Origin of the sequence: Pandoraea nosoerga, from assembly GCF_902459585.1 — a bacterium.
GTDB classification, from domain to species: Bacteria; Pseudomonadota; Gammaproteobacteria; order Burkholderiales; family Burkholderiaceae; genus Pandoraea; species Pandoraea nosoerga.
The window spans coordinates 86,614-106,534 of record NZ_CABPSC010000007.1; the positions used below are offsets into that span (position 1 = coordinate 86,614).

A 19,921-nucleotide genomic window follows, 5' to 3' on the forward strand; every position below is an offset into this window, starting at 1 on the left:
CATGAGCGCGATCATTCCCTTCCAGTTCGAAGCGCACGCCGTGCGCGTCCAGGTCGACGATGCTGGCCTGCCGTGGTTCAACGCCAACGACGTCTGCGATGCGTTGGAGATGGGCAATCCGTCTCAGGCGATCAAGTCGCACGTCGATGTCGATGACCTCCAGAAATTGGAGGTCATCGACAACCTCGGGCGCATGCAGCGCGCCAACCACGTCAACGAATCGGGCCTCTACGCCCTGATCCTCGGCAGCACCAAGGACGCCGCGAAACGCTTCAAACGCTGGGTGACCGGCGAGGTGCTGCCCGCGATCCGCAAGACCGGCGCGTACTCCGCCCCCGGCGCCCTGGCTTCCTTGCCCGCGCCGACCCACGACCGCGTGAGCGCGATCCTGCTGATCGGAGAGGCAGTCGCCAAGGTGCCGGGTGTCAAGACCGGCATCGCGATGGCGGCTACGCTGACCTGCATTCAGGAGAACACGGGCCTCACCACCGAGGTGCTGCGCCGCGCCCTTCCAGCCAAAAGCGCTGCCGCCAACGAACCGATCTGCTCGCTCAATGCCACCCAGCTTGGCAAGCTGCTCAACCGTTCGGCCAAGGCCACGAACCAGTTGCTGGCATCGCGCGGCTTCCAGTTCCGCAACGACCGCGACGAATGGGAACTGACCGAAGCCGGTGAAGCGTGGGCCGAGGCCATGCCGTACTCACGCAACGGCCATAGCGGCTACCAGATCCTCTGGAATCCGGCGGTCGCCGAGCAGTTGAAGGAGGTGGCGTGATGTCCCTCCCGATCATTTCGGCGCAACAGCGCATGGCCGAGCGCAAGGGCGTGAAGCTATTGATACTGGGCAAGTCCGGCATCGGCAAGACTACCCGGCTCAAAGACCTCGATCCGGCTACCACCTTGTTCCTCGACATCGAGGCGGGCGATCTTGCCGTGGCCGACTGGCCGGGCGACACCATCCGCCCGGCATCGTGGCCGGAGTCTCGTGACTTCTTCGTGTTCCTCGCGGGCCCGGACAAGTCGCTGCCGCCGGAGAGTGCGTTCTCGCAGGCGCACTACGACCACGTCGTCGAGAAGTTCGGCGATCCGACGCAGCTCGACCGTTACCAGACCTTCTTCCTCGACTCGATCACGCAGCTGTCCCGCCAGTGCTTCGCGTGGTGCAAGACCCAGCCGGGCGCGGTCAGCGACCGCTCCGGCAAGCCCGATCTGCGTGCGGCCTACGGGCTGCTCGGCCAGGAGATGGTCAGCGCCTTGACCCACCTGCAGCACGCCCGGGGCAAGAACGTGGTGTTCGTGGCCATCCTCGACGAGCGGCTCGACGACTACAACCGCAAGGTGTTCGTGCCGCAGATCGAAGGCAGCAAGACCAGTCTGGAACTGCCCGGCATCGTCGATGAGGTCGTGACGCTGGCCGAGATCAAGGCCGACGACGGCAGTGCCTACCGCGCCTTCGTCACGCATACCGTCAATCCCTACGGCTTCCCGGCCAAAGACCGCAGCGGTCGCCTCGACCTGCTGGAGCCGCCGCATCTCGGCGCGCTGATCGCCAAGTGCGCGGGCGCATCGCCCGTCAGCGCCGCCACCCCCGCACACATCGAATCTCAGGAGTAATCGCAATGACCGCATGGAATGACTTCAACGACGCCGACGCCCAGCAATCCGGCTTCGACCTGATCCCCAAGGGCACCGTCGTCCCGGTGCGCATGACCATCAAGCCCGGTGGCTACGACGATCCCGATCAAGGCTGGGGCGGCGGCTACGCCACCGAGTCTTTCGAGACCGGCTCCATCTATCTCGCTGCTGAATTCGTGGTCACCGCTGGCGACCATGCCAAGCGCAAGATGTGGAGCAACATCGGCCTGCACTCCAAGAAGGGGCCGACCTGGGGCCAGATGGGGCGCAGCTTCATCCGTGCCGCGCTCAACAGCGCCCGCAACGTCCATCCGCAGGACAACAGCCCGCAGGCCGCCTCCGCGCGCCGCATCCAGGGCTTCCACGAACTGGATGGCCTCGAATTCCTCGCCCGCGTGGACATCGAGAAGGACGCCAAGGGCCAAGACCGCAACGTCATTAAGCTCGCGGTCGAACCCGACCATCCCGAGTACGCCAAGCTCATGGGCGTGCCGTCCAAGACCAAGACCGGCGGTGGCACCTCGGGCGCCCCGGCCACCGTGAGCGCATCGGCACCGTATGCCGCACCCGCCGCGCCGCAGCGCGCGCCGGTGACCGGCAAGCCCGCCTGGGCGCAGTGAGGGAGGCCGATGAAATGCTGGATCTGCAAACGACAGGCGCGCGGCTACGGCCATTTCGATGGCCGATTCAAGACCGCCGATCCGCGCCGCTACCCCATCGACTGGGTGTTCTGCTCGCGCCGCTGCCAGGACGCCTTTCACATGCTCTACGGCAACTGGACGCGCGTGAAGGAAGGACGCATCGACAAATCGGAGGTCGCCATGATCGATCCGTCTGATGTCGAACTGGCCGCAATGAAGAAGTGCCTGAAGGCCTTCGGCGAGGCGGCGGGTGAGATCGGTTTCAAGAAACCGCTTGGCGAGTATGCCGAAGCCGAGGCGATGCGCGTCATCGACGCCATCGTCACCTGCTACACGGAAGCGATGGTCGAGCACCACGAGGCAACCAAGTTCCCGCCCGTGCGCGGCATGGCCCCGACATCCGATCCGCTGGCGAATCCGTTCGCCGATCTGGAGGACGACCTTCCCTGGGAAGAACCGAAAGGGAGGAAGCCATGATGGACTTCAACTCTTCGTCCAGCCTCTCGGGCCAGGTCACGGCACTGGTCGATGCCGGAATGCAGCGCGTCCGCGCGCAGCAGCCCGCCCGCGACTACCTCGGCGCGTCGCGTCTGGGCGCGGCGTGCGAGCGCGCCGTGCAGTTCGAGTACGCTAAGGCTCCGGTCGATCATGGGCGCGCGACCTGCGGCCGGATGCTGCGCATCTTCGAGCGTGGCCACGTCATGGAGGACTGCATGGTGGCGTGGCTGCGCGACGCGGGTTTCGACCTGCGCACGCGCAAGCCCGACGGTGGGCAGTTCGGCTTCTCCGACGCGCACGGTCGGCTGCGCGGACACGTCGATGGCGTGATCGTCGGCGGGCCGGAGGGCTTCCGCTACCCCGCGCTGTGGGAGAACAAAGCCTTAAGCGCGAAGTCGTGGCGCGAGCTGGAGGCGAAAGGCCTCGTGGTCGCCAAGCCGGTGTACGCGGCGCAGGTCGCGCTGTATCAGGCTCACCTGCAACTGCATGAACACCCGGCGCTGTTCACCGCGATCAACGCCGACTCGATGGAGATCTACGTCGAGTTGGCGCCCTTCGACGCCGCGCTCGCACAGCGCATGACCGACCGTGCGGTCAAGGTCATCACCGCGACCGAGGCCGGCGAACTGCTGCCACGCGGTTTCAACGATCCCACCCATTTCGAATGCCATATGTGCGCGTGGCAAGACCGCTGCTGGAGGACGCCGACATGAACCACACATCTTTGAGCCAATTGCTCGGCGAACAACTGATCGACGTGCGTCAGGCGGCGCTGATCTTCAATCTGCCGTCGTACTGGCTCTCCCAAGCCAAGGAACGCCAGCGGCGGCGCATTCCGCACTACCGCGTCGGCAAGCTCGTGCGCTTCAAGCCCAACGAACTGGAAGCGTGGATGGTCGCGCAGCAGGTGCCCGGCGAGGAGGCAGAGGATGCTTGATTTCAACGACGCGCCCGAGCCCACCGCTCGGCCCGCTCCTCGTGACCTCGACACCGAGCGCGAAGCGATCCGCGCCGAACTGCGCGCGCGGCTGGATTCAGTGCTGGCCGCGCTGTTCCCCGCGGGCAAGAAGCGCGGTGGCAAGTTCCTCGTCGGCGACGTCCTCGGCAGCCCGGGCGACAGCCTGGAGATCGTGCTCGACGGCGACAAGGCGGGCCTGTGGACGGATCGCGCCACCGGTGACGGCGGCGACATCTTCACGCTGATCGCCGCGCACTTGCGTCTCGATGCCCACGCCGATTTCCCGCGCGTGCTCGACGCGGCGACCGAACTGCTCGGGCGCGCTCCGGCGGCACCAACGCGCAAGAGCAAGAAGGAAGCACCCGTCGACGACCTCGGCCCGGCCACTGCGAAGTGGGACTACCTCGATGCCTCCGGCAAGCTGATCGCGGTCGTCTACCGCTACGACCCGCCCGGCCGCAAGAAGGAGTTCCGCCCGTGGGACGCGCGCCGTCGCAAGATGGCTCCGCCCGATCCGCGCCCGCTCTACAACCAGCCGGGAATGATCAGCGCATCGCTGGTGGTGCTGGTCGAGGGCGAGAAATGCGCGCAGGCGCTGATCAACGCAGGCATCGTCGCGACCACGGCGATGCACGGGGCCAACGCGCCGGTCGAGAAAACCGACTGGTCACCGCTGGCGGGCAAGGCCGTGCTGATCTGGCCCGACCGTGACAAACCGGGCTGGGAGTACGCGACGCAGGCGGCGCAGGCCATCCTGTCGGCCGGCGCGAAGACCTGCCACATCCTGTACCCGCCCGAGGAAGCGGCGGACGGCTGGGACGCGGCGGACGCCGTGATCGAGGGCTTCGACGTCACGGCCTTCCTCACCCACGGCCCGCGTCTCCAGATGCACGACGTCGCCGACGACGCCGAGCCGGTGGTTAGCAGCGACGAATCGGTGTGGGGCACGGAGGATGCGCTGGCGCTGGCCTTCACCCGGCGCTACCACCGCGACTGGCGCTACGTCGCCGCGTGGGGCCGCTGGCTGGTGTGGGATGGGCATCGCTGGCGCACCGAGGACACGCTGGCAGCCACCGACCTGATCCGCAGCGTCTGCCGTCACGCCGCCGTCCATGCGGACAACCCCAAGATCGCCGCCAAGCTGGCCAGCTCGGGCACGGTCGGCGGCGTGGAACGGCTGGCGCGTGCGGATCGCAGGCACGCGGCCACCACCTCCGAATGGGACGCCGATCCGTGGCTGCTCAACACGCCCGGCGGCGTGGTCGATCTCAAGACCGGTAGGCAGCGTCCGCACGACCGCGCTGACCGGATGACCAAGATCACCACGGCCACGCCGGGTGGCGACTGCCCGATCTGGCGGCAGTTCCTCGTCGAGATCACCGGCGGCGATGCCGATCTGCAAGCCTACCTGCAACGGATGGTCGGCTACTGCCTGACGGGCGTGACCAGCGCCCACGCACTGTTCTTCCTCTATGGCACCGGTGCCAACGGCAAGAGCGTGTTCGCCAACGTGGTCAGCACCATCCTCGGCGACTACGCCTCGACCGCGTCGATGGACACCTTCGTCGAAGCGCGCGGCGACCGCCATCCGACCGATCTGGCCGGACTTCGCGGCGCACGCTTCGTGACGGCCATCGAAACGGAACAGGGGCGGCGCTTGAACGAATCGAAGGTCAAGGCCATCACCGGCGGCGACAAGATCTCCGCGCGCTTCATGCGGCAGGACTTTTTCGAGTACACGCCGCAGTTCAAGCCAGTGATCGTCGGCAACCACAAGCCCGCCATTCGCAACATCGACGAGGCGATGAAGCGGCGGATGCACCTGATCCCTTTCACCGTGACGATCCCGCCCGAACGGCGCGATGGCAACTTGACCGACAAGTTGCTCGCCGAGCGCGACGGGATTCTGGCGTGGGCAGTGGCCGGATGCCTCGTGTGGCAACGCGAAGGATTGAAACCACCTGCGAGCGTGGTGTCGGCGACCGAGGAGTATTTCGAATCCGAGGACGCGCTGGGCCGCTGGCTCGACGAACGCTGCGTGCGCGAGGCCAACGCGAAGTCGCTGACCGCCGAACTGTTCGGCGACTGGAAGCAATGGGCCGATTCCGCTGGCGAGTTCATCGGCTCGCAGCGCCGTTTCTCCGATCTGCTCATCACCCGTGGCGTCGAGAAGTGGCGCAACACGGCGGGCGTTCGCGGCTTCCGTGGCATTGGCCTCAAGCACCCGCCCAAGCCCGCCTACACCCCATACGCCGACGACTGACCGCCATGCCGACACACCGACTGACGCTTTTGACGCATCACAACGTAAGTCTCTTACGCGCGCGTGCGCGCGCACGCCTCATGGAAAGTTTCGTTGTGCTGCGCCGGATGCGTCAGTCCAAACCGAAACAAGGACTGCAACCATGACCACGACTATCCTCTCCCTCGACTTGGGCACCACCACCGGCTGGGCGCTGCGCGGCAGCGACGGCAACATCACCAGCGGCAGCGAGAGCTTTCGGCCGCAACGCTTCGAAGGCGGCGGCATGCGCTTCCTGCGCTTCAAGCGTTGGCTCACGGAACTAAAGGCCGTGGCCGACGGCATCGACACGCTGCACTTCGAGGAGGTGCGCCGCCACGTCTCGACCGACGCGGCGCACGCCTACGGTGGCTTCCTCGCCACGCTCACCGCGTGGTGCGAGCACCACCAGATCCCATACCAGGGCGTGCCGGTCGGCACGATCAAGAAGCACGCCACCGGCAAAGGCAACGCGGGCAAAGACGAGGTGATTGCCTCCGTCACCGCTCGCGGCCACGCGCCGGGCGACGACAACGAAGCCGACGCACTGGCGCTGCTGCACTGGGCCATCGCACAGCACGATCTCGAACAGGAGGCGTGAGATGAAGATTCCGACGCCCACCTATCGCTGCCCCTTGGGCCGCCTCCAGCCCGAGACCACCGACCTCGAAGCGATGAAGCAACGCGGCTGGCGCGACCAGCACGTCCTCGTCGTCAGCGCCGCCGACGAACGCTTGGACTTCGTCGAGCGCGAGTTCGTCCGGCGCATCGGCGAACGTCTCTACGGACAGGGAGGCGCACGCCATGACTGACCGTTATGCTGCTTGGACAATCGAAGACGTGGCCGCGCGCTTCGAGGAGGCGGCCAGCACCGGACGACGCCTGCCGCCCGTGCGTGTGCAGGGCTACTTCAACACCTGGCCGATCATCGTGCGCAAGGAGTGGGAAGCCTTCGCGGCCGACGAGACGGTCTATCGACCGTTCCCTCCGACGCCGGACGCCATCGAGCGGATGCTGGAGACGATGAAGTGGGTGCAGTGGCTGGAGGTCGAGCAGCGCCACCTCGTGTGGATGCGCGCCAAGCGATACGGCTGGCGCGACATCACCATCCGCTTCGCCTGCGACCGCACGACGGCCTGGCGGCGCTGGCAGCGCGCCTTGCAGACGGTCGCCGACCAGCTCAATGGCGTCGTCACTGCGTAGGGATTTGGCGTGATTTGGCGCGCCCGGTCGGCAATGCGCGGGCATCGGCGGTAGTGAGCGGTTTTTGACCCTGCAACAGATTCGGCGATCCGGGGGTAGTATTTCAGCTATCTTCTGGACAGCGGTGACGGCGCGGCGAGCGGCCCGAGGCAAAAGGGGTCCTTCCTTCCCGAATCGCAATGCGGGGGGCGCGAGCGCGGCATTCGCCTAGCGTCCGACTGCAAACCAAGGTTTGCAGGGTTTGCAGTTTGCACCCGCACCAGTCCGCACCCATCACGAGCCCGCCCGCGGTTTTCCGTCGGCGGGTTTTCCTTTTTCGAGGAACCGATTCTGAACACGCTCAACGTCGAGTACCGCAAGGTCGAGGCGCTGATTCCCTACGCCCGCAACCCGCGCACGCACACCGACGAGCAGGTGGCCAAGATCGCGGCCAGCATTGTCGAGTACGGCTGGACGAACCCGGTGCTGGTGGACGGCGACAACGGCATCATCGCGGGCCACGGCCGTTTGGCTGCCGCGCGCAAGCTGGGACTGGATCAGGTGCCGGTCATCGAACTGGCGCACTTGTCGCCGACGCAGAAGCGCGCCTACGTCATCTCCGACAACCGGCTGGCGCTCGATGCGGGATGGAACGGGGAACTACTGGCGCTGGAACTGGCCGAGCTGTCCGAGGCCGGGTACGACCTTGGGCTGACCGGTTTCGAGGATGCCGAGATCGAGGCACTGCTCGCCGACGACGTGGTCTCCGATGAGGCCGACCAGGAGCAGCAGGACGCAACGGACGGCGACGAACCGGACGCCGCTGACGACGTGCCGGATGCACCCGTGGTGCCGGTGTCGCGCACCGGCGATGTCTGGGCCATCGGCCAGCATCGCCTGATCTGCGGCGACGCGACCGACCGTGCCGTGGTCGGCACGCTGATGCAAGGCGACATGGCTCGCCTGTGCTTCACCTCACCGCCTTACGGCAATCAGCGTGACTACACCTCGGGCGGCATCGCCGACTGGGATGGCCTGATGCGCGGCGTGTTCGCCCATCTGCCGATGGCTCAGGATGGCCAGGTGCTGGTCAACCTCGGGCTGATCCACCGCGACAACGAGGTCATCCCGTATTGGGATGCGTGGCTCGGTTGGATGCGCCAGCAGGGCTGGCGGCGTTTCGCGTGGTACGTCTGGGATCAGGGCCCGGGCATGCCCGGCGACTGGGCGGGCCGCTTCGCGCCAAGCTTCGAATTCGTTTTTCACTTCAACCGCCAGAGCCGCAAGCCGAACAAGATCGTGCCGTGCAAGCATGCTGGCCAGGAATCGCACCTGCGTGCTGACGGGTCGTCCACGGCAATGCGCGGCAAGGATGGCGAGGTGGGCGGCTGGACGCACAAGGGCCAGCCGACACAGGACACCCGCATTCCCGACTCGGTGATCCGCGTGATGCGCCACAAGGGCAAGATCGGGCAGGACATCGACCACCCGGCCGTGTTCCCGGTCGCGCTGCCGGAGTTCGTCATCGAGGCCTACACCGATTCGGGCGACATCGTGTTCGAGCCCTTCGGTGGCAGCGGCACGACGATGCTGGCTGCAGAGCGCACCGGTCGGATCTGTCGCACGGTCGAAATCGCGCCGGAGTACGTGGATGTTGCGATCAAGCGCTTCCAGCAGAACCACCCTGGCGTGCCCGTCACACTGCTGGCCACAGGCCAGTCCTTCGACCACGTCGCCAACGAGCGTCTGGCCACCACGGAGGCCGAGCAATGAACGCCTCCTGGTTGGCCGACAAGATCGAGCAGTGGCCCACAGGCAAGCTGCTGCCCTACGCCCGCAACGCGCGCACCCACTCGGATGAACAGGTGGCGCAAATCGCTGCGTCGATTGCCGAGTTCGGGTTCACCAATCCGATCCTGGCGGGTAGCGACGGCGTGATCGTCGCCGGGCACGGTCGGCTCGCCGCCGCGCAGAAACTCGGGTTGGAGGTGGTGCCGGTGGTCGTGCTCGACCATCTGAGCCCGACCCAGCGCCGGGCGCTGGTCATCGCGGACAACCGCATCGCCGAGAACGCCGGGTGGGATGACGCGATGCTGCGCATCGAGATCGCGGCCCTGCAGGACGATGACTTTGACCTGTCGCTCACCGGCTTCGATGCCGACGCGCTGGCCGAGTTGATGGCGGGCGACGAGCCGGATACTGAGGGCGAAGCCGATGACGATGCGGTGCCCGAGGTCAGCGAGACGCCGGTCTCGCGTCCGGGCGACGTCTGGCTGCTCGGTGGTCACCGCCTGCTGTGCGGCGACTCCACTCTGGCCGAAAGCTACGAGCGACTACTGGAAGGCGAGCAGGTGGACATGGTCTTCACCGATCCGCCGTACAACGTGAACTACGCCAACAGTGCCAAGGACAAGATGCGCGGCAAGGATCGCGCGATCCTGAACGACAACCTGGGCGACGGCTTCTGCGACTTCCTGCTGGCGGCGCTGACGCCCACCGTCGCGCATTGCCGGGGCGGCATCTACGTGGCGATGTCCTCCAGCGAACTCGACGTGCTGCAGGCGGCGTTCCGCGCCGCCGGTGGCCACTGGTCGACGTTCATCATCTGGGCGAAGAACACCTTCACGCTGGGTCGCGCCGACTACCAGCGCCAGTACGAGCCGATTCTGTACGGATGGCCCGAAGGGGTGCAACGCCACTGGTGCGGCGACCGTGATCAGGGCGACGTGTGGCAAATCAAGAAGCCGCAGAAGAACGACCTGCACCCGACGATGAAACCGGTGGAGCTGGTCGAGCGGGCGATCCGCAATTCGAGCCGCCCCGGCAACGTGGTGCTGGACCCGTTCGGCGGCTCTGGCACGACGCTGATCGCCGCCGAGAAATCGGGGCGGCTGGCGCGGCTGATCGAACTCGACCCGAAGTACGTCGACGTGATTGTGCGCCGCTGGCAGGACTGGACTGGGAAACGTGCCACCCGCGAGGCGGATGGCATGGCGTTCGATCAGGCGGCCCGCGACTCGTCGGTGATCTCGCAGTGAATCACGAAGCCCGTCAGGTAGGGCAGACCGCGCGGGATGCCGTATTGCTTGCTGGTCTGGCGTCCAATCGTCCAGCCCATCCACTGTCGGGTGGCGGCGTTGATCGCGTCCGTCAAGGTCTGGCCCCGGTACAGCCCGTTCTGAACCTCGTCGGCAAAGTGGCGGCCGTGTCGGCTGTCGAGGAAGATCCGCACCGATTCGAGGGGCTGGCCGGTGGCGTCCGAAATGGCGTTCATCGCCAAGGGCCACGCAGCGCTGGCGTGCTCGTTCATCGTGCCCCAAAAGCCCCAGGCTTCGTTCTGGGTGGCAGGGATCTGGTTGGTGGTCATCTCGGGCTCCTTCGGGTTGATCGTTGCGACGTCCGTAGTAACGCGCTGCTCGATTGAGAAGCCAAGCGCCGCTTGGCCTCTTTCTCGATCTTTCTGATCAGGCGATGCGGTAGACCCGCTCGCCGCCCTGAGCCTTGTCCGAGACGATGGTCAGGCCGAGCTTCTTCTTGAAGGCTCCGGCGAAGGTGCCGCGCACCGTGTGCGCCTGCCAGCCCGTGGCGTCGCAGATCTGGCGCACCGTCGCGCCCTCTGCGCGCTGCAGCATCCGGATGACTTCGGCCTGCTTGCTGTTTTCGCGGGTGCGCGGCTTGGCCTGCGTGGTCTTGTCCTGGGCCCACTCGGCCTCGGCGGCCGTCACGGCGGCCTCGATCTCCGGGTCGGCGTCCAGGGGCGCGGGACGGGCGCGACCCATCGCGTCGTAGCCCTCGGCGGCGACGAACCAGTCGTTGCCGTCGGTGGTGATCAGGGCGCGGTTGAACAGGCCGTCTAGCACTTTCTTGCGTGCGCCGCCTTTGATGTTGTCAGGGAACCAGTCGATCTTGCCGCCGGTGTGTTCGAGGGCGTAGGCCAGGATCGCGTGCTGGGCCGGGGTCAGTTGGCTGGTGGTCATTTGCTGCTCCTTCGGGGTGGTTGATGGGTGACGTGATGAACGCGCTGTTCCAGAGAGAAGCCAAGCTGATTCCGGGGGAATGACGAACAAATGAATGAAGGGGCCGCTGGTTCTCAAAATGGGCATCTCGATACGCGCTTACGCCCGCCACCGGGGCGTAACCGACACCGCTGTTCACAAGGCCATCCGGGCTGGGCGCATCACGCCGGAAGCTGACGGCACCATCGACGCCGACCGCGCGGATCGGGAGTGGGCACGCAACTCGGATGCTCCCAAGGCGGGGACGCGCGCCAAGGCCACGAAGGTCGCCGTACCGGAAGGCGGTGGCGACGGTCCCGCCGCCCTTCCTGCTGGCGGTGCGTCGCTGCTTCAGGCGCGCACGGTCAACGAGGTGGTCAAGGCGCAGACGAACAAGGTGCGGCTGGCCCGGCTCAAGGGCGAGCTGGTGGATCGGCCGCAGGCCATCGCCCATGTCTTCAAGCTGGCGCGCTCCGAGCGCGATGCGTGGCTGAACTGGCCCGCTCGCATCTCCGCGCAGATGGCGGCCAAGCTCGGGGTCGCCCCGCACACGATGCATGTCGCGCTCGAGGCCGCCGTGCGCGAGCACTTGCAGGAACTTGGCGATCTGCGCCCGCGCGTGGACTGAACAGGAACAAATGGACGTCGATTACGAAGGCGCAGCCGAAATCGAACGCGCGTGGCGCGAGGGCTTGACGCCCGATCCGCTGCTCACGGTGTCCGAATGGTCGGATCGGCATCGGATGCTCTCCAGCAAGGCATCCGCCGAACCGGGCCGCTGGCGCACCAGCCGCACGCCGTACCTGAAGGCCATCATGGATTGCCTGTCCCCGACCTCGCCGGTCGAGCGCGTGGTGTTCATGAAGGCTGCCCAGCTCGGCGCGACCGAGATGGGATCGAACTGGATCGGCTACGTCATCCACCATGCGCCGGGCCCGATGATGGCGGTCTGGCCGACGGTCGAGATGGCCAAGCGCAACTCCAAGCAGCGCATCGACCCGCTGATCGAGGAATCGGGCGTGCTGGCCGAGTTGATCGCTCCGGCTCGCTCGCGCGATTCGGGCAACACGATTCTGGCCAAGGAGTTTCGCGGCGGCGTGCTGGTGATGACCGGCGCGAACAGCGCGGTCGGCCTGCGCTCGATGCCGGTGCGCTACCTGTTCCTCGACGAGGTGGACGGCTACCCGCTGGACGTCGAGGGCGAAGGCGACGCGATCTCGCTGGCGGAGGCGCGCACGCGCACCTTCGCGCGCCGGAAGATCTTCATCGTTTCCACGCCGACGATCTCGGGCGCATCGGCCATCGAGCGCGAGTACGAGGCCAGCGACCAGCGCCGCTACTTCGTGCCGTGCCCGCATTGCTCGCACCGGCAGTGGCTGCGCTTCGAGCAGTTGCGCTGGGACAAGGGCGCGCCGGAGACGGCGGCCTATGTCTGCGAATCCTGCGACACCGCGATTGCGGAGCACCACAAGACGTGGATGCTCGAACACGGCGAGTGGCGCGCGATGGTCGAGGACGGTGCGCCGCGCACGGCGGGCTTTCACCTGTCCTCGCTATACAGCCCGGTCGGCTGGCGCGCGTGGCGCGACATCGCCGCCGCGTGGGAAGCGGCGGTCAGCAAGGAATCCGGTTCCGCCGCCGCGATCAAGACCTTCAAGAACACCGAACTCGGCGAAACGTGGGTCGAGGAAGGTGAAGCGCCCGACTGGCAGCGGCTGGTCGAACGCCGCGAGGATTACCGCATCGGCACGGTGCCGCAAGGCGGTCTGCTGCTGGTGGGCGGCGCGGACGTGCAGAAGGATCGCATCGAAGTCTCGGTCTGGGCCTTCGGACGCGGTAAGGAAGCATGGCTCGTCGAGCACCGCGTGCTGATGGGCGACACCGCGCGTGAGCAGGTGTGGAAGCGTCTGGCCGAGATGCTCGACGAAACCTGGACGCACGCCACGGGCGCGGCGATGCCGCTGGCACGCTTCGCGCTCGACACCGGCTTTGCCACGCAGGAAGCCTACGCCTTCGTGCGCGCCTGCCGCGATGCGCGCGTGATGGCCGTCAAGGGCGCATCGCGCGGCGCGGCGCTGATCGGCACGCCGACGGCGGTCGATGTCTCGCGCGACGGGAAGAAGCTGCGCCGTGGCATCAAGGTATTCACCGTCGCGGTCGGCATCGCCAAGCTGGAGCTTTACAACAACCTGCGCAAGGCGGCCAACGTCGGCGAGGACGGCGTCACCACGACGTTCCCCGCAGGCTTCGTCCACCTGCCCAAGATCGACGCGGAGTTCACCCAGCAGCTCTGTGCCGAACAACTGATCACCCGCCGCGACCGCAACGGTTTCCCCGTGCGCGAATGGCAAAAGATGCGCGAGCGCAACGAGGCGCTCGACTGCTACGTCTATGCCCGCGCCGCCGCAGCGGCGGCGGGCCTGGATCGCTTCGAGGAGCGTCACTGGCGCGAACTGGAGCGACAACTCGGCATGGAGCGTCCACCGGACGATTCGCCGCCGCTCGAACCGACACATCCCAACGAGGCCACCCACAGCGGTGGCCTTTCTGCTTCTGGCACCCGCAATGGCGGCCGGCGCGTGATCAAGAGCCGCTGGCTGACCCGATGAGAGAAGACCTTTGACCTACACCACCACCCAACTCGATGCGCTCAAGCGCGCGCTGGCCACTGGCGAGCGCCGCGTGAGCTTCGGCGACAAGACGGTCGAGTACCGCTCGGTCGAGGAACTGCAGGTCGCTATTCGCATCGTCGAAGCGGAACTTGCGCGCAGCGTCGGTCGGAGCACCAAGCGTCAGATCCGTGTCACCACGGGCAAGGGCTTCTGACATGGCGTGGTTCTCCCAAACCGTGCGCCGCCTGTTCGGCCAATCGCCCGTCCATGAAGCCGCCGGCCGTGGCCGCCGCGCGCTGGCGTGGATGCCCGGCAATCCCGGCGCGGTCGCCGCGATGCTGGCCACCCACACCGACCTGCGCGTCAAGAGCCGCGACCTCGTGCGCCGCAATGCGTGGGCGCAGGCCGCGCTCGACGCCTTCGTCGCCAACGCGGTCGGCACCGGCATCAAGCCGCAGAGCCTGTCGGACGACGAAGACTTCAAGGCCGACGTGCAGGCGCTGTGGCGCGACTGGACCGAGGAAGCCGACGCGGCGGGCCAAACCGATTTCTACGGCCTGCAAGCCTTGGCCTGCCGTTCGATGCTCGAAGGCGGCGAATGCCTGATCCGGCTACGGCCGCGCCGTGTCGAGGATGGCTTGGTCGTGCCCTTGCAGCTTCAACTGCTGGAGTCGGAGCACCTGCCGATCCACCTCACCACCGATCTGCCCTCCGGCAACGTGGTGCGCTCGGGCATCGAGTTCGACGCGCTGGGCCGCCGTGTGGCCTACCACCTGTACCGCTCGCACCCCGAGGACGGACGGCTCGCGCCGATGTCGGGCCAGGGCGGGATGGAGACCGTGCGCGTGGACGCGCGCGAGGTCATCCACCTCTACCGCGTGCTGCGTCCCGGCCAGATCCGCGGCGAGCCGTGGCTGTCGCGCGCGCTGGTCAAGCTCAACGAACTCGACCAGTACGACGACGCCGAACTGGTGCGCAAGAAGACCGCCGCGATGTTCGCGGGCTTCGTCACGCGCCAGAACCCCGAGGACAACCTGATGGGCGAAGGCCCGGCCGATGGCGACGGCATCGCGCTCGCCGGGCTGGAGCCGGGCACGCTGCAGATTCTGGAGCCGGGCGAGGACATCAAGTTCTCCGATCCGGCGGACGTGGGCGGCTCGTATTCGGAGTTCCTGCGCACGCAGTTCCGCGCGGTCGCCGCCGCCATCGGCATCACCTACGAGCAACTGACCGGCGACCTGACGGGCGTGAACTACTCGTCCATCCGCGCCGGACTGCTTGAGTTCCGCCGCCGCTGCGAGATGGTGCAGCACTCGGTGCTGGTCCATCAGATGTGTCGCCCGGTGTGGGCGACGTGGATGAAGCAGGCCGTGCTCGCCGGCTCGCTCGATGCGCCGGGTTTCGCGCGCGGTGGGCCGGCGCGCCGCCGCCAGTACCTGCAAGCCAAGTGGATTCCGCAGGGCTGGCAGTGGGTCGATCCCGAGAAGGAATACAAGGCCATGCTGCTGGCGATCCGTGCGGGCCTGATGAGCCGCTCGGAAGCCATCTCGGCCAACGGTTACGACGCCGAAGACGTCGACCGCGAGATCGCCGCAGACAACAAGCGCGCCGACGACCTCGGCCTGATCTTCGATTCCGACCCTCGCTACACGTCGAAGGACGGCGCGAATGTGCGTGATGGGGCGGAACCCAACCGCAACGCCATCGCGCCCGACGCCACCGGCGGCGACTCCTCCGCCTGACCGCTTTCCCCGAAGGATTCCCATGACCGTGCTGCCTCATCTGGCGGCTCGCCTGTTCGGCGTGCCGCTGGCGATCCATCGCCCGAAACTCGACGTCATCCTCTCCGTGCTCGGCGCACGCATCGGCCTCGCCGATCTCGCCGCGCCCGTGGGTTACACGCCAACGGCGCGCGCGCCCACGCCGGTCAGCGGCAAGGTCGCTGTCATCCCGATCCACGGCACGCTGGTGCGCCGCACCTCTGGCCTCGAAGCCGAGTCGGGCCTCGCCAGCTACGCCGGCATCGCCGCGCAACTGGACGCCGCGCTCGCCAGCCCCGAGGTCGCGGCCATCCTGCTCGACATCGATTCACCGGGCGGCGAGTCGGGCGGCGTGTTCGATCTGGCCGACCGCATCCGGGCGGCGTCGCAGCTGAAGCCGGTCTGGGCCGTGGCCAACGACATGGCATTCTCGGCCGCCTATGCGCTGGCGTCCGCCGCCACCCGCGTGTTCGTCGCGCGCACCGGTGGTGTCGGTTCGATTGGCGTCATTGCGATGCACGTCGATCAGTCCGCCAAGGACGCCAAAGACGGCGTTCGCTACACCGCCGTGTTCGCGGGCGAGCGCAAGAACGACCTCAACCCGCACGAGCCGATTTCCGACGCCGCGCACGCGGTGCTCAAGGCCGAGGTGGATCGCGTCTACGAGCTGTTCGTCGAGACCGTCGCGCGCCATCGCGGCCTCGACGCGGGTGCCGTGCGCGCCACCGAAGCCGGCCTGTTCTTCGGCCCGAATGCCGTCGCCACCGGACTGGCCGATGCCGTCGGAGGTTTCGACGACGCGCTCGCCCAGCTCACGCAATCGCTTTCCCCACTCCCGACTCTGGTGACTCCGGCCAGCCAAGCGGGCTTACGCGCCGCCGGGCCGTCCCAAGGCAAGCGCGCCCCCTCGGGGGGCAGCGAGCCGCAGGCGCAGCTTGGGGGCCATTTTCGCAACCACCCGATGGAGTCTTCCATGAATGAACGATCCGACCCCACTGCTCTTGATCGGCCTCTTGCTGATCCTGCTGGCAGTCCTCCTCAACCGTCCGCCGGCACCACGTTGAGTGTGCTTGAGGCCATCGAGATCGCACAGACCTGCACGCTCGCCGGTCGCGCCGACCTGATCGCAGGCTTCCTCGAAACCAACACCGCGCCCGCCCAGGTGCGCAGCCGACTGCTCGCGGCGCAGGCCGAGGCCAGTCCCGAAATCGTCAGCCGCATCGCGCCCGATGCCGCGCGTCCTGCGGCCAGCAATCCGCTGATCGACGCGGCCAAGCAGCTCGCGGCGCAATCCACCAAGAAGGAGATCTGAAATGTCCGTTCTCGCCGAACCGCTGAATCTGGGCGACCTGCTCAAGTTTGAGGCGCCCAACCTCTACTCGCGCGACCGCGTCACGGTCGCCTCCGGCCAGAACCTGCCGCTGGGCGCGGTCATCGGCATCGTCACCGCCACCGGAAAAGTCACACGGATCGACCCGTCCGCCACCGACGGCACGCAGGTCGCCGCCGGCGTGCTGCTGCAAGCTTGCGACGCGACGCTCGCCGACCGCGACGACGGCCTGATCGTCGCGCGCCACGCCATTGTCGCCGACCACGCGCTCGTGTGGCCCGCGGCCATCACCAACGCCGAAAAACTCAGCGTCGTGGCGCAGCTCAAGGCGCTGGGCGTGCTCGTCCGTCAAGGAGCCTGACCATGAATAACCCCTTCAGCAATCCCGCATTCTCGATGGCCGCGCTGACCGCCGCCATCAACATCCTGCCCAACCGCTACGGGCGCCTGGAAGAACTGAACCTGATGCCACCCAAGCCGGTGCGCCAGCGCCAGATCGTCGTCGAGGAAATGAACGGCGTGCTCAACCTGCTGCCCACGCTGCCGCCGGGTTCGCCCGGCACGGTCGGCGTGCGCGGCAAGCGCAAGCTGCGCTCCTTCGTCGTGCCGCACATCCCGCACGACGACGTGGTGCTGCCCGAGGAGGTGCAAGGCATCCGCGCCTTCGGTTCGGAAACCGAAACCGAGACGGTCGCGGGCGTGGTCGCGCGCCATCTGGAGACGATGCGCAACAAGCACGCGATCACGCTGGAGCACCTGCGTGTCGGCGCGCTCAAGGGCGTGATCCTCGACGCGGACGGCTCGGTGCTCTACGACCTGTTCGATGCCTTCGAGATCGCGCAGCAGACGGTGTCCTTCGAGCTAGGCACGGCGGGCACCAACGTCAAAGCCAAGTGCGGCACGGTGCTGGCGACCATCGAGGAAAACCTCAAGGGCGAGTTCATGAACGGCGTCCACTGCCTGTGCTCGCCGGAGTTCTTCGCCGCGCTCACCGGCCACGCCAAGGTCGAGAAGGCGTTCGAGAACTGGCAGAACGGAGCCATCCTCATCAACGACATCCGTCGCGGCTTCACCTACGGCGGCATCACCTTCGAGGAGTACCGGGGCCAGGCTACGGACGCCAGCGGCACCGCGCGCCGCTTCATCGCCGCCGGTGAGGCGCACGCCTTTCCGCTGGGCACCATCGACACCTTCGGCACCTACTTCGCGCCGGCGGACTTCAACGAGACCGTCAACACGGTCGGCCAGCCACTGTATGCCAAGCAGGAGCCGCGCAAGTTCGACCGGGGCACGGACCTGCACACCCAGTCGAACCCGCTGCCCATGTGCCACCGCCCGGGCGTGCTGGTGAAGCTGACCGTCTAATGGTGCGCGTCGAGGAGCTGTACGCGGCGGCCGCGGACGCGGGGCTGCTGGTGGATGCAGAGGTCGGCGGGCAGATCGTCATGGTGGACTTCCTTGCCCCGGACGAGACCGTGCTCGATGGCCTCGCGCTCTCCACCGACTACACGATGCGCTTCCTCGCCTCGGCTCTGCCCGATCTGGCCGTGGGCCAGGTCGTGAGCATCGGTGGCACGAGCTACCGCGTGCGCGACGTGCGGGCCATCGGTGATGGCAGCGAGCGGCGTGCCGATCTCACCCGCATTTGAGGACTCTGCCTATGAACTCCATCCGTGAGCGCATCTTGCGGGAGGTCGTGGCCCGTCTGTCGGCCGCTGTCGCACCCGTTCCAGTGCTGCGACAACCGGCCGTGCCGGTCACCCGCGACGCGAGCCCCGCGCTGCTGCTCTTCGCCGAGAGCGACCGCATCACCGGCTACGCCAACCACCTCGTCGACCGGGTGCTGACGCTGCGCCTCACCGTGGTGGCGCGCGGCGATGACGCGTTCGACCAGGCCGACCGGGCGATGGTAGACGCCCACTCGGCGCTGATGCCTGACGCGACCCTCGGCGGCCTCGCGCTCCTGCTGCACGAGGTCGATGCCGAGTGGGATGCCGAGGATGCCGACGCTGGCGCCGTCGCGCTGCCGGCCCGCTACGAGATCCGCTACCGCACCCATGCCATGGACCTGACCCAGAAAGGATGACTTGCCATGACCGTTGAACTCATCAAACCCCACACCCATGCCGGCGTGCAGTGCGTCCCCGGCACGCGCCTCGACGTCGACGAGGCCACCGCACGCTGGCTGATCGAACGCGGCGTCGCCAAACCTACCGAGGCGCCCGATGAGCCGGGCGTCAAACCGCAATTCACCGCACGCAAGGGAGACTGACCATGCCGTATTTCTCTGGACAAGGCCGTGTCTACATCGGCGCCCGCGACGCTGCCGGCAACCCGCAAGGGCTGAGTTTTGTCGGCAACGTGCCCGAGCTCAAGGTCTCGCTGTCGGTGGAAACGCTGGAACATCAGGAATCGACCAGCGGACAACGCCTGACCGACCTGCAGCTGATCAAGACCAAGAAGGGCGAATTCGCCTGCACGCTGGAAGAGCTGATCGCGGTGAATCTGGGCCTGGCGCTCTACGGCACGACCATCGAACAGGTCAGCGGCACGGTGACGGCCGAGGCACTGCCCAACCCGGTCACGGCAGGAAGCCTGTACCTGCTCGCCAAGCAGAACGTCTCCTCTGTGGTGGTCAAGGACGCCTCGGGCACGCCCAAGACGCTGCCCGCCGCCCAGTACAGCCTCAATGCGAAGCACGGATCGCTGGTCATCAACGACAAGACGACGGGCGGCCCCTACGTGGAGCCGTTCAAGGTCGACTACGCCTATGGAACCGCGCAATCCACCGCGTTGTTCACGCAGCCGCTGCCGGAGCGCTGGGTGCGTTTCGAAGGCCTGAACATCGCCGACAGCAACCGCGAGGTGGTGATCGACCTGTACCGCGTGGCGATCAACCCGGCCAAGGAACTGTCGGTGATCACCGACGAACTGCTGAAGTTCGAGCTTTCCGGACAGGTGCTGGCGGACACGCTCAAGCCCGCTGCCGGCGACCTCGGTCAGTTCGGCCGCATCGTGCTGCTGTGAGG

The 19,921-nt window shown here is 67.1% G+C and carries 25 protein-coding genes; 23 read left to right on the forward strand and 2 right to left on the reverse strand.

Annotation, left to right across the window (positions count from 1 at the left end; all coding sequences use genetic code 11):
• The first annotated feature begins 1 nt into the window (after position 1).
• From PNO31109_RS10810 to PNO31109_RS10865, 12 genes are all read left to right on the forward strand, one after another.
• Positions 2 to 775 carry a BRO-N domain-containing protein gene (locus PNO31109_RS10810; protein ID WP_060121186.1) on the forward strand — a complete coding sequence of 258 codons (774 nt, stop codon included), beginning with the start codon at positions 2 to 4 and terminating at the stop codon, positions 773 to 775.
• Positions 775 to 1,614, forward strand: a complete 840-nt coding sequence (locus PNO31109_RS10815; RefSeq protein ID WP_060121189.1) for an ATP-binding protein — start codon at positions 775 to 777, stop codon at positions 1,612 to 1,614. The genes PNO31109_RS10810 and PNO31109_RS10815 overlap by 1 nt, the downstream gene beginning before the upstream one ends.
• Positions 1,615 to 1,619: 5 nt before the next feature.
• Entirely contained in the window at positions 1,620 to 2,255 is a 636-nt protein-coding gene (locus tag PNO31109_RS10820) for a hypothetical protein (RefSeq protein ID WP_060121192.1), read from the forward strand.
• Positions 2,256 to 2,264: 9 nt separating this feature from the next.
• A complete protein-coding gene (locus PNO31109_RS10825; RefSeq protein ID WP_060121195.1) occupies positions 2,265 to 2,753 on the forward strand; it encodes a DUF6511 domain-containing protein in 489 nt (162 codons plus the stop codon).
• Positions 2,750 to 3,487: a PD-(D/E)XK nuclease family protein gene (locus PNO31109_RS10830; protein ID WP_060121198.1), complete on the forward strand. Its 738-nt coding sequence runs from the start codon at positions 2,750 to 2,752 to the stop codon at positions 3,485 to 3,487. The genes PNO31109_RS10825 and PNO31109_RS10830 overlap by 4 nt, the downstream gene beginning before the upstream one ends.
• Positions 3,484 to 3,711, forward strand: coding sequence for a helix-turn-helix domain-containing protein (locus tag PNO31109_RS10835; protein WP_060121201.1), 228 nt, complete (start codon positions 3,484 to 3,486; stop codon positions 3,709 to 3,711). Before PNO31109_RS10830 ends, PNO31109_RS10835 begins: the two co-directional genes overlap by 4 nt.
• Positions 3,704 to 5,995 carry a phage/plasmid primase, P4 family gene (locus PNO31109_RS10840; RefSeq protein ID WP_060784902.1) on the forward strand — a complete coding sequence of 764 codons (2,292 nt, stop codon included), beginning with the start codon at positions 3,704 to 3,706 and terminating at the stop codon, positions 5,993 to 5,995. Before PNO31109_RS10835 ends, PNO31109_RS10840 begins: the two co-directional genes overlap by 8 nt.
• 142 nt (positions 5,996 to 6,137) lie before the next feature.
• Complete coding sequence (locus tag PNO31109_RS10845; RefSeq protein WP_060784901.1) at positions 6,138 to 6,614, forward strand: crossover junction endodeoxyribonuclease RuvC; 477 nt, start codon at positions 6,138 to 6,140, stop codon at positions 6,612 to 6,614.
• 1 nt (position 6,615) lies between these two features.
• Complete coding sequence (locus PNO31109_RS10850) at positions 6,616 to 6,825, forward strand: hypothetical protein (RefSeq protein WP_060784900.1); 210 nt, start codon at positions 6,616 to 6,618, stop codon at positions 6,823 to 6,825.
• Positions 6,818 to 7,216, forward strand: coding sequence for a DUF6362 family protein (locus PNO31109_RS10855; RefSeq protein WP_060784899.1), 399 nt, complete (start codon positions 6,818 to 6,820; stop codon positions 7,214 to 7,216). Before PNO31109_RS10850 ends, PNO31109_RS10855 begins: the two co-directional genes overlap by 8 nt.
• 330 nt (positions 7,217 to 7,546) lie before the next feature.
• Complete coding sequence (locus PNO31109_RS10860) at positions 7,547 to 8,968, forward strand: site-specific DNA-methyltransferase (RefSeq protein ID WP_053822763.1); 1,422 nt, start codon at positions 7,547 to 7,549, stop codon at positions 8,966 to 8,968.
• On the forward strand, positions 8,965 to 10,233 hold the full coding sequence (locus PNO31109_RS10865) for a site-specific DNA-methyltransferase (RefSeq protein WP_053822762.1): 1,269 nt from the start codon (positions 8,965 to 8,967) through the stop codon (positions 10,231 to 10,233). The genes PNO31109_RS10860 and PNO31109_RS10865 overlap by 4 nt, the downstream gene beginning before the upstream one ends.
• Here the strand turns inward: PNO31109_RS10865 and PNO31109_RS10870 are convergent.
• Positions 10,197 to 10,562: a hypothetical protein gene (locus PNO31109_RS10870; RefSeq protein ID WP_053822761.1), complete on the reverse strand. Its 366-nt coding sequence runs from the start codon at positions 10,560 to 10,562 to the stop codon at positions 10,197 to 10,199. The genes PNO31109_RS10865 and PNO31109_RS10870 overlap by 37 nt on opposite strands.
• 97 nt (positions 10,563 to 10,659) lie before the next feature.
• Positions 10,660 to 11,172 (reverse strand): DUF3489 domain-containing protein, encoded by a 513-nt coding sequence (locus tag PNO31109_RS10875; RefSeq protein ID WP_053822760.1) that lies wholly within the window; start codon positions 11,170 to 11,172, stop codon positions 10,660 to 10,662.
• 118 nt (positions 11,173 to 11,290) lie between these two features.
• Between PNO31109_RS10875 and PNO31109_RS10880 the strand changes: the two genes are divergently transcribed.
• From PNO31109_RS10880 to PNO31109_RS10930, 11 genes are read left to right on the forward strand one after another with little or no spacing between them, the layout of a single operon-like run.
• Positions 11,291 to 11,818, forward strand: a complete 528-nt coding sequence (locus PNO31109_RS10880; RefSeq protein ID WP_053822759.1) for a hypothetical protein — start codon at positions 11,291 to 11,293, stop codon at positions 11,816 to 11,818.
• A gap of 10 nt (positions 11,819 to 11,828) precedes the next feature.
• Positions 11,829 to 13,799 carry a phage terminase large subunit family protein gene (locus PNO31109_RS10885; RefSeq protein WP_150555578.1) on the forward strand — a complete coding sequence of 657 codons (1,971 nt, stop codon included), beginning with the start codon at positions 11,829 to 11,831 and terminating at the stop codon, positions 13,797 to 13,799.
• Positions 13,800 to 13,809: 10 nt separating this feature from the next.
• Positions 13,810 to 14,016, forward strand: a complete 207-nt coding sequence (locus PNO31109_RS10890; RefSeq protein WP_053822757.1) for a phage head-tail joining protein — start codon at positions 13,810 to 13,812, stop codon at positions 14,014 to 14,016.
• Position 14,017: 1 nt separating this feature from the next.
• Positions 14,018 to 15,544 carry a phage portal protein gene (locus PNO31109_RS10895; RefSeq protein ID WP_053822756.1) on the forward strand — a complete coding sequence of 509 codons (1,527 nt, stop codon included), beginning with the start codon at positions 14,018 to 14,020 and terminating at the stop codon, positions 15,542 to 15,544.
• A 22-nt stretch (positions 15,545 to 15,566) separates the two neighbouring features.
• Positions 15,567 to 16,874: a S49 family peptidase gene (locus tag PNO31109_RS10900; protein ID WP_053822755.1), complete on the forward strand. Its 1,308-nt coding sequence runs from the start codon at positions 15,567 to 15,569 to the stop codon at positions 16,872 to 16,874.
• Between the two features lies 1 nt (position 16,875).
• Positions 16,876 to 17,253, forward strand: coding sequence for a head decoration protein (locus PNO31109_RS10905; RefSeq protein WP_053822754.1), 378 nt, complete (start codon positions 16,876 to 16,878; stop codon positions 17,251 to 17,253).
• A 2-nt stretch (positions 17,254 to 17,255) separates the two neighbouring features.
• Positions 17,256 to 18,257: a major capsid protein gene (locus tag PNO31109_RS10910; RefSeq protein WP_053822753.1), complete on the forward strand. Its 1,002-nt coding sequence runs from the start codon at positions 17,256 to 17,258 to the stop codon at positions 18,255 to 18,257.
• The gene (locus PNO31109_RS10915) at positions 18,257 to 18,541 is read left to right on the forward strand and encodes a head-tail joining protein (protein WP_174782328.1); all 285 of its coding nucleotides are present in this window, start codon (positions 18,257 to 18,259) and stop codon (positions 18,539 to 18,541) included. The genes PNO31109_RS10910 and PNO31109_RS10915 overlap by 1 nt, the downstream gene beginning before the upstream one ends.
• A gap of 11 nt (positions 18,542 to 18,552) precedes the next feature.
• Positions 18,553 to 18,978 (forward strand): hypothetical protein, encoded by a 426-nt coding sequence (locus PNO31109_RS10920; protein ID WP_053822752.1) that lies wholly within the window; start codon positions 18,553 to 18,555, stop codon positions 18,976 to 18,978.
• Between the two features lie 6 nt (positions 18,979 to 18,984).
• Positions 18,985 to 19,164, forward strand: a complete 180-nt coding sequence (locus tag PNO31109_RS10925; RefSeq protein ID WP_053822751.1) for a DUF7210 family protein — start codon at positions 18,985 to 18,987, stop codon at positions 19,162 to 19,164.
• Positions 19,165 to 19,166: 2 nt separating this feature from the next.
• Positions 19,167 to 19,919 (forward strand): phage tail tube protein, encoded by a 753-nt coding sequence (locus PNO31109_RS10930; protein WP_060784898.1) that lies wholly within the window; start codon positions 19,167 to 19,169, stop codon positions 19,917 to 19,919.
• Positions 19,920 to 19,921: the final 2 nt, after the last annotated feature.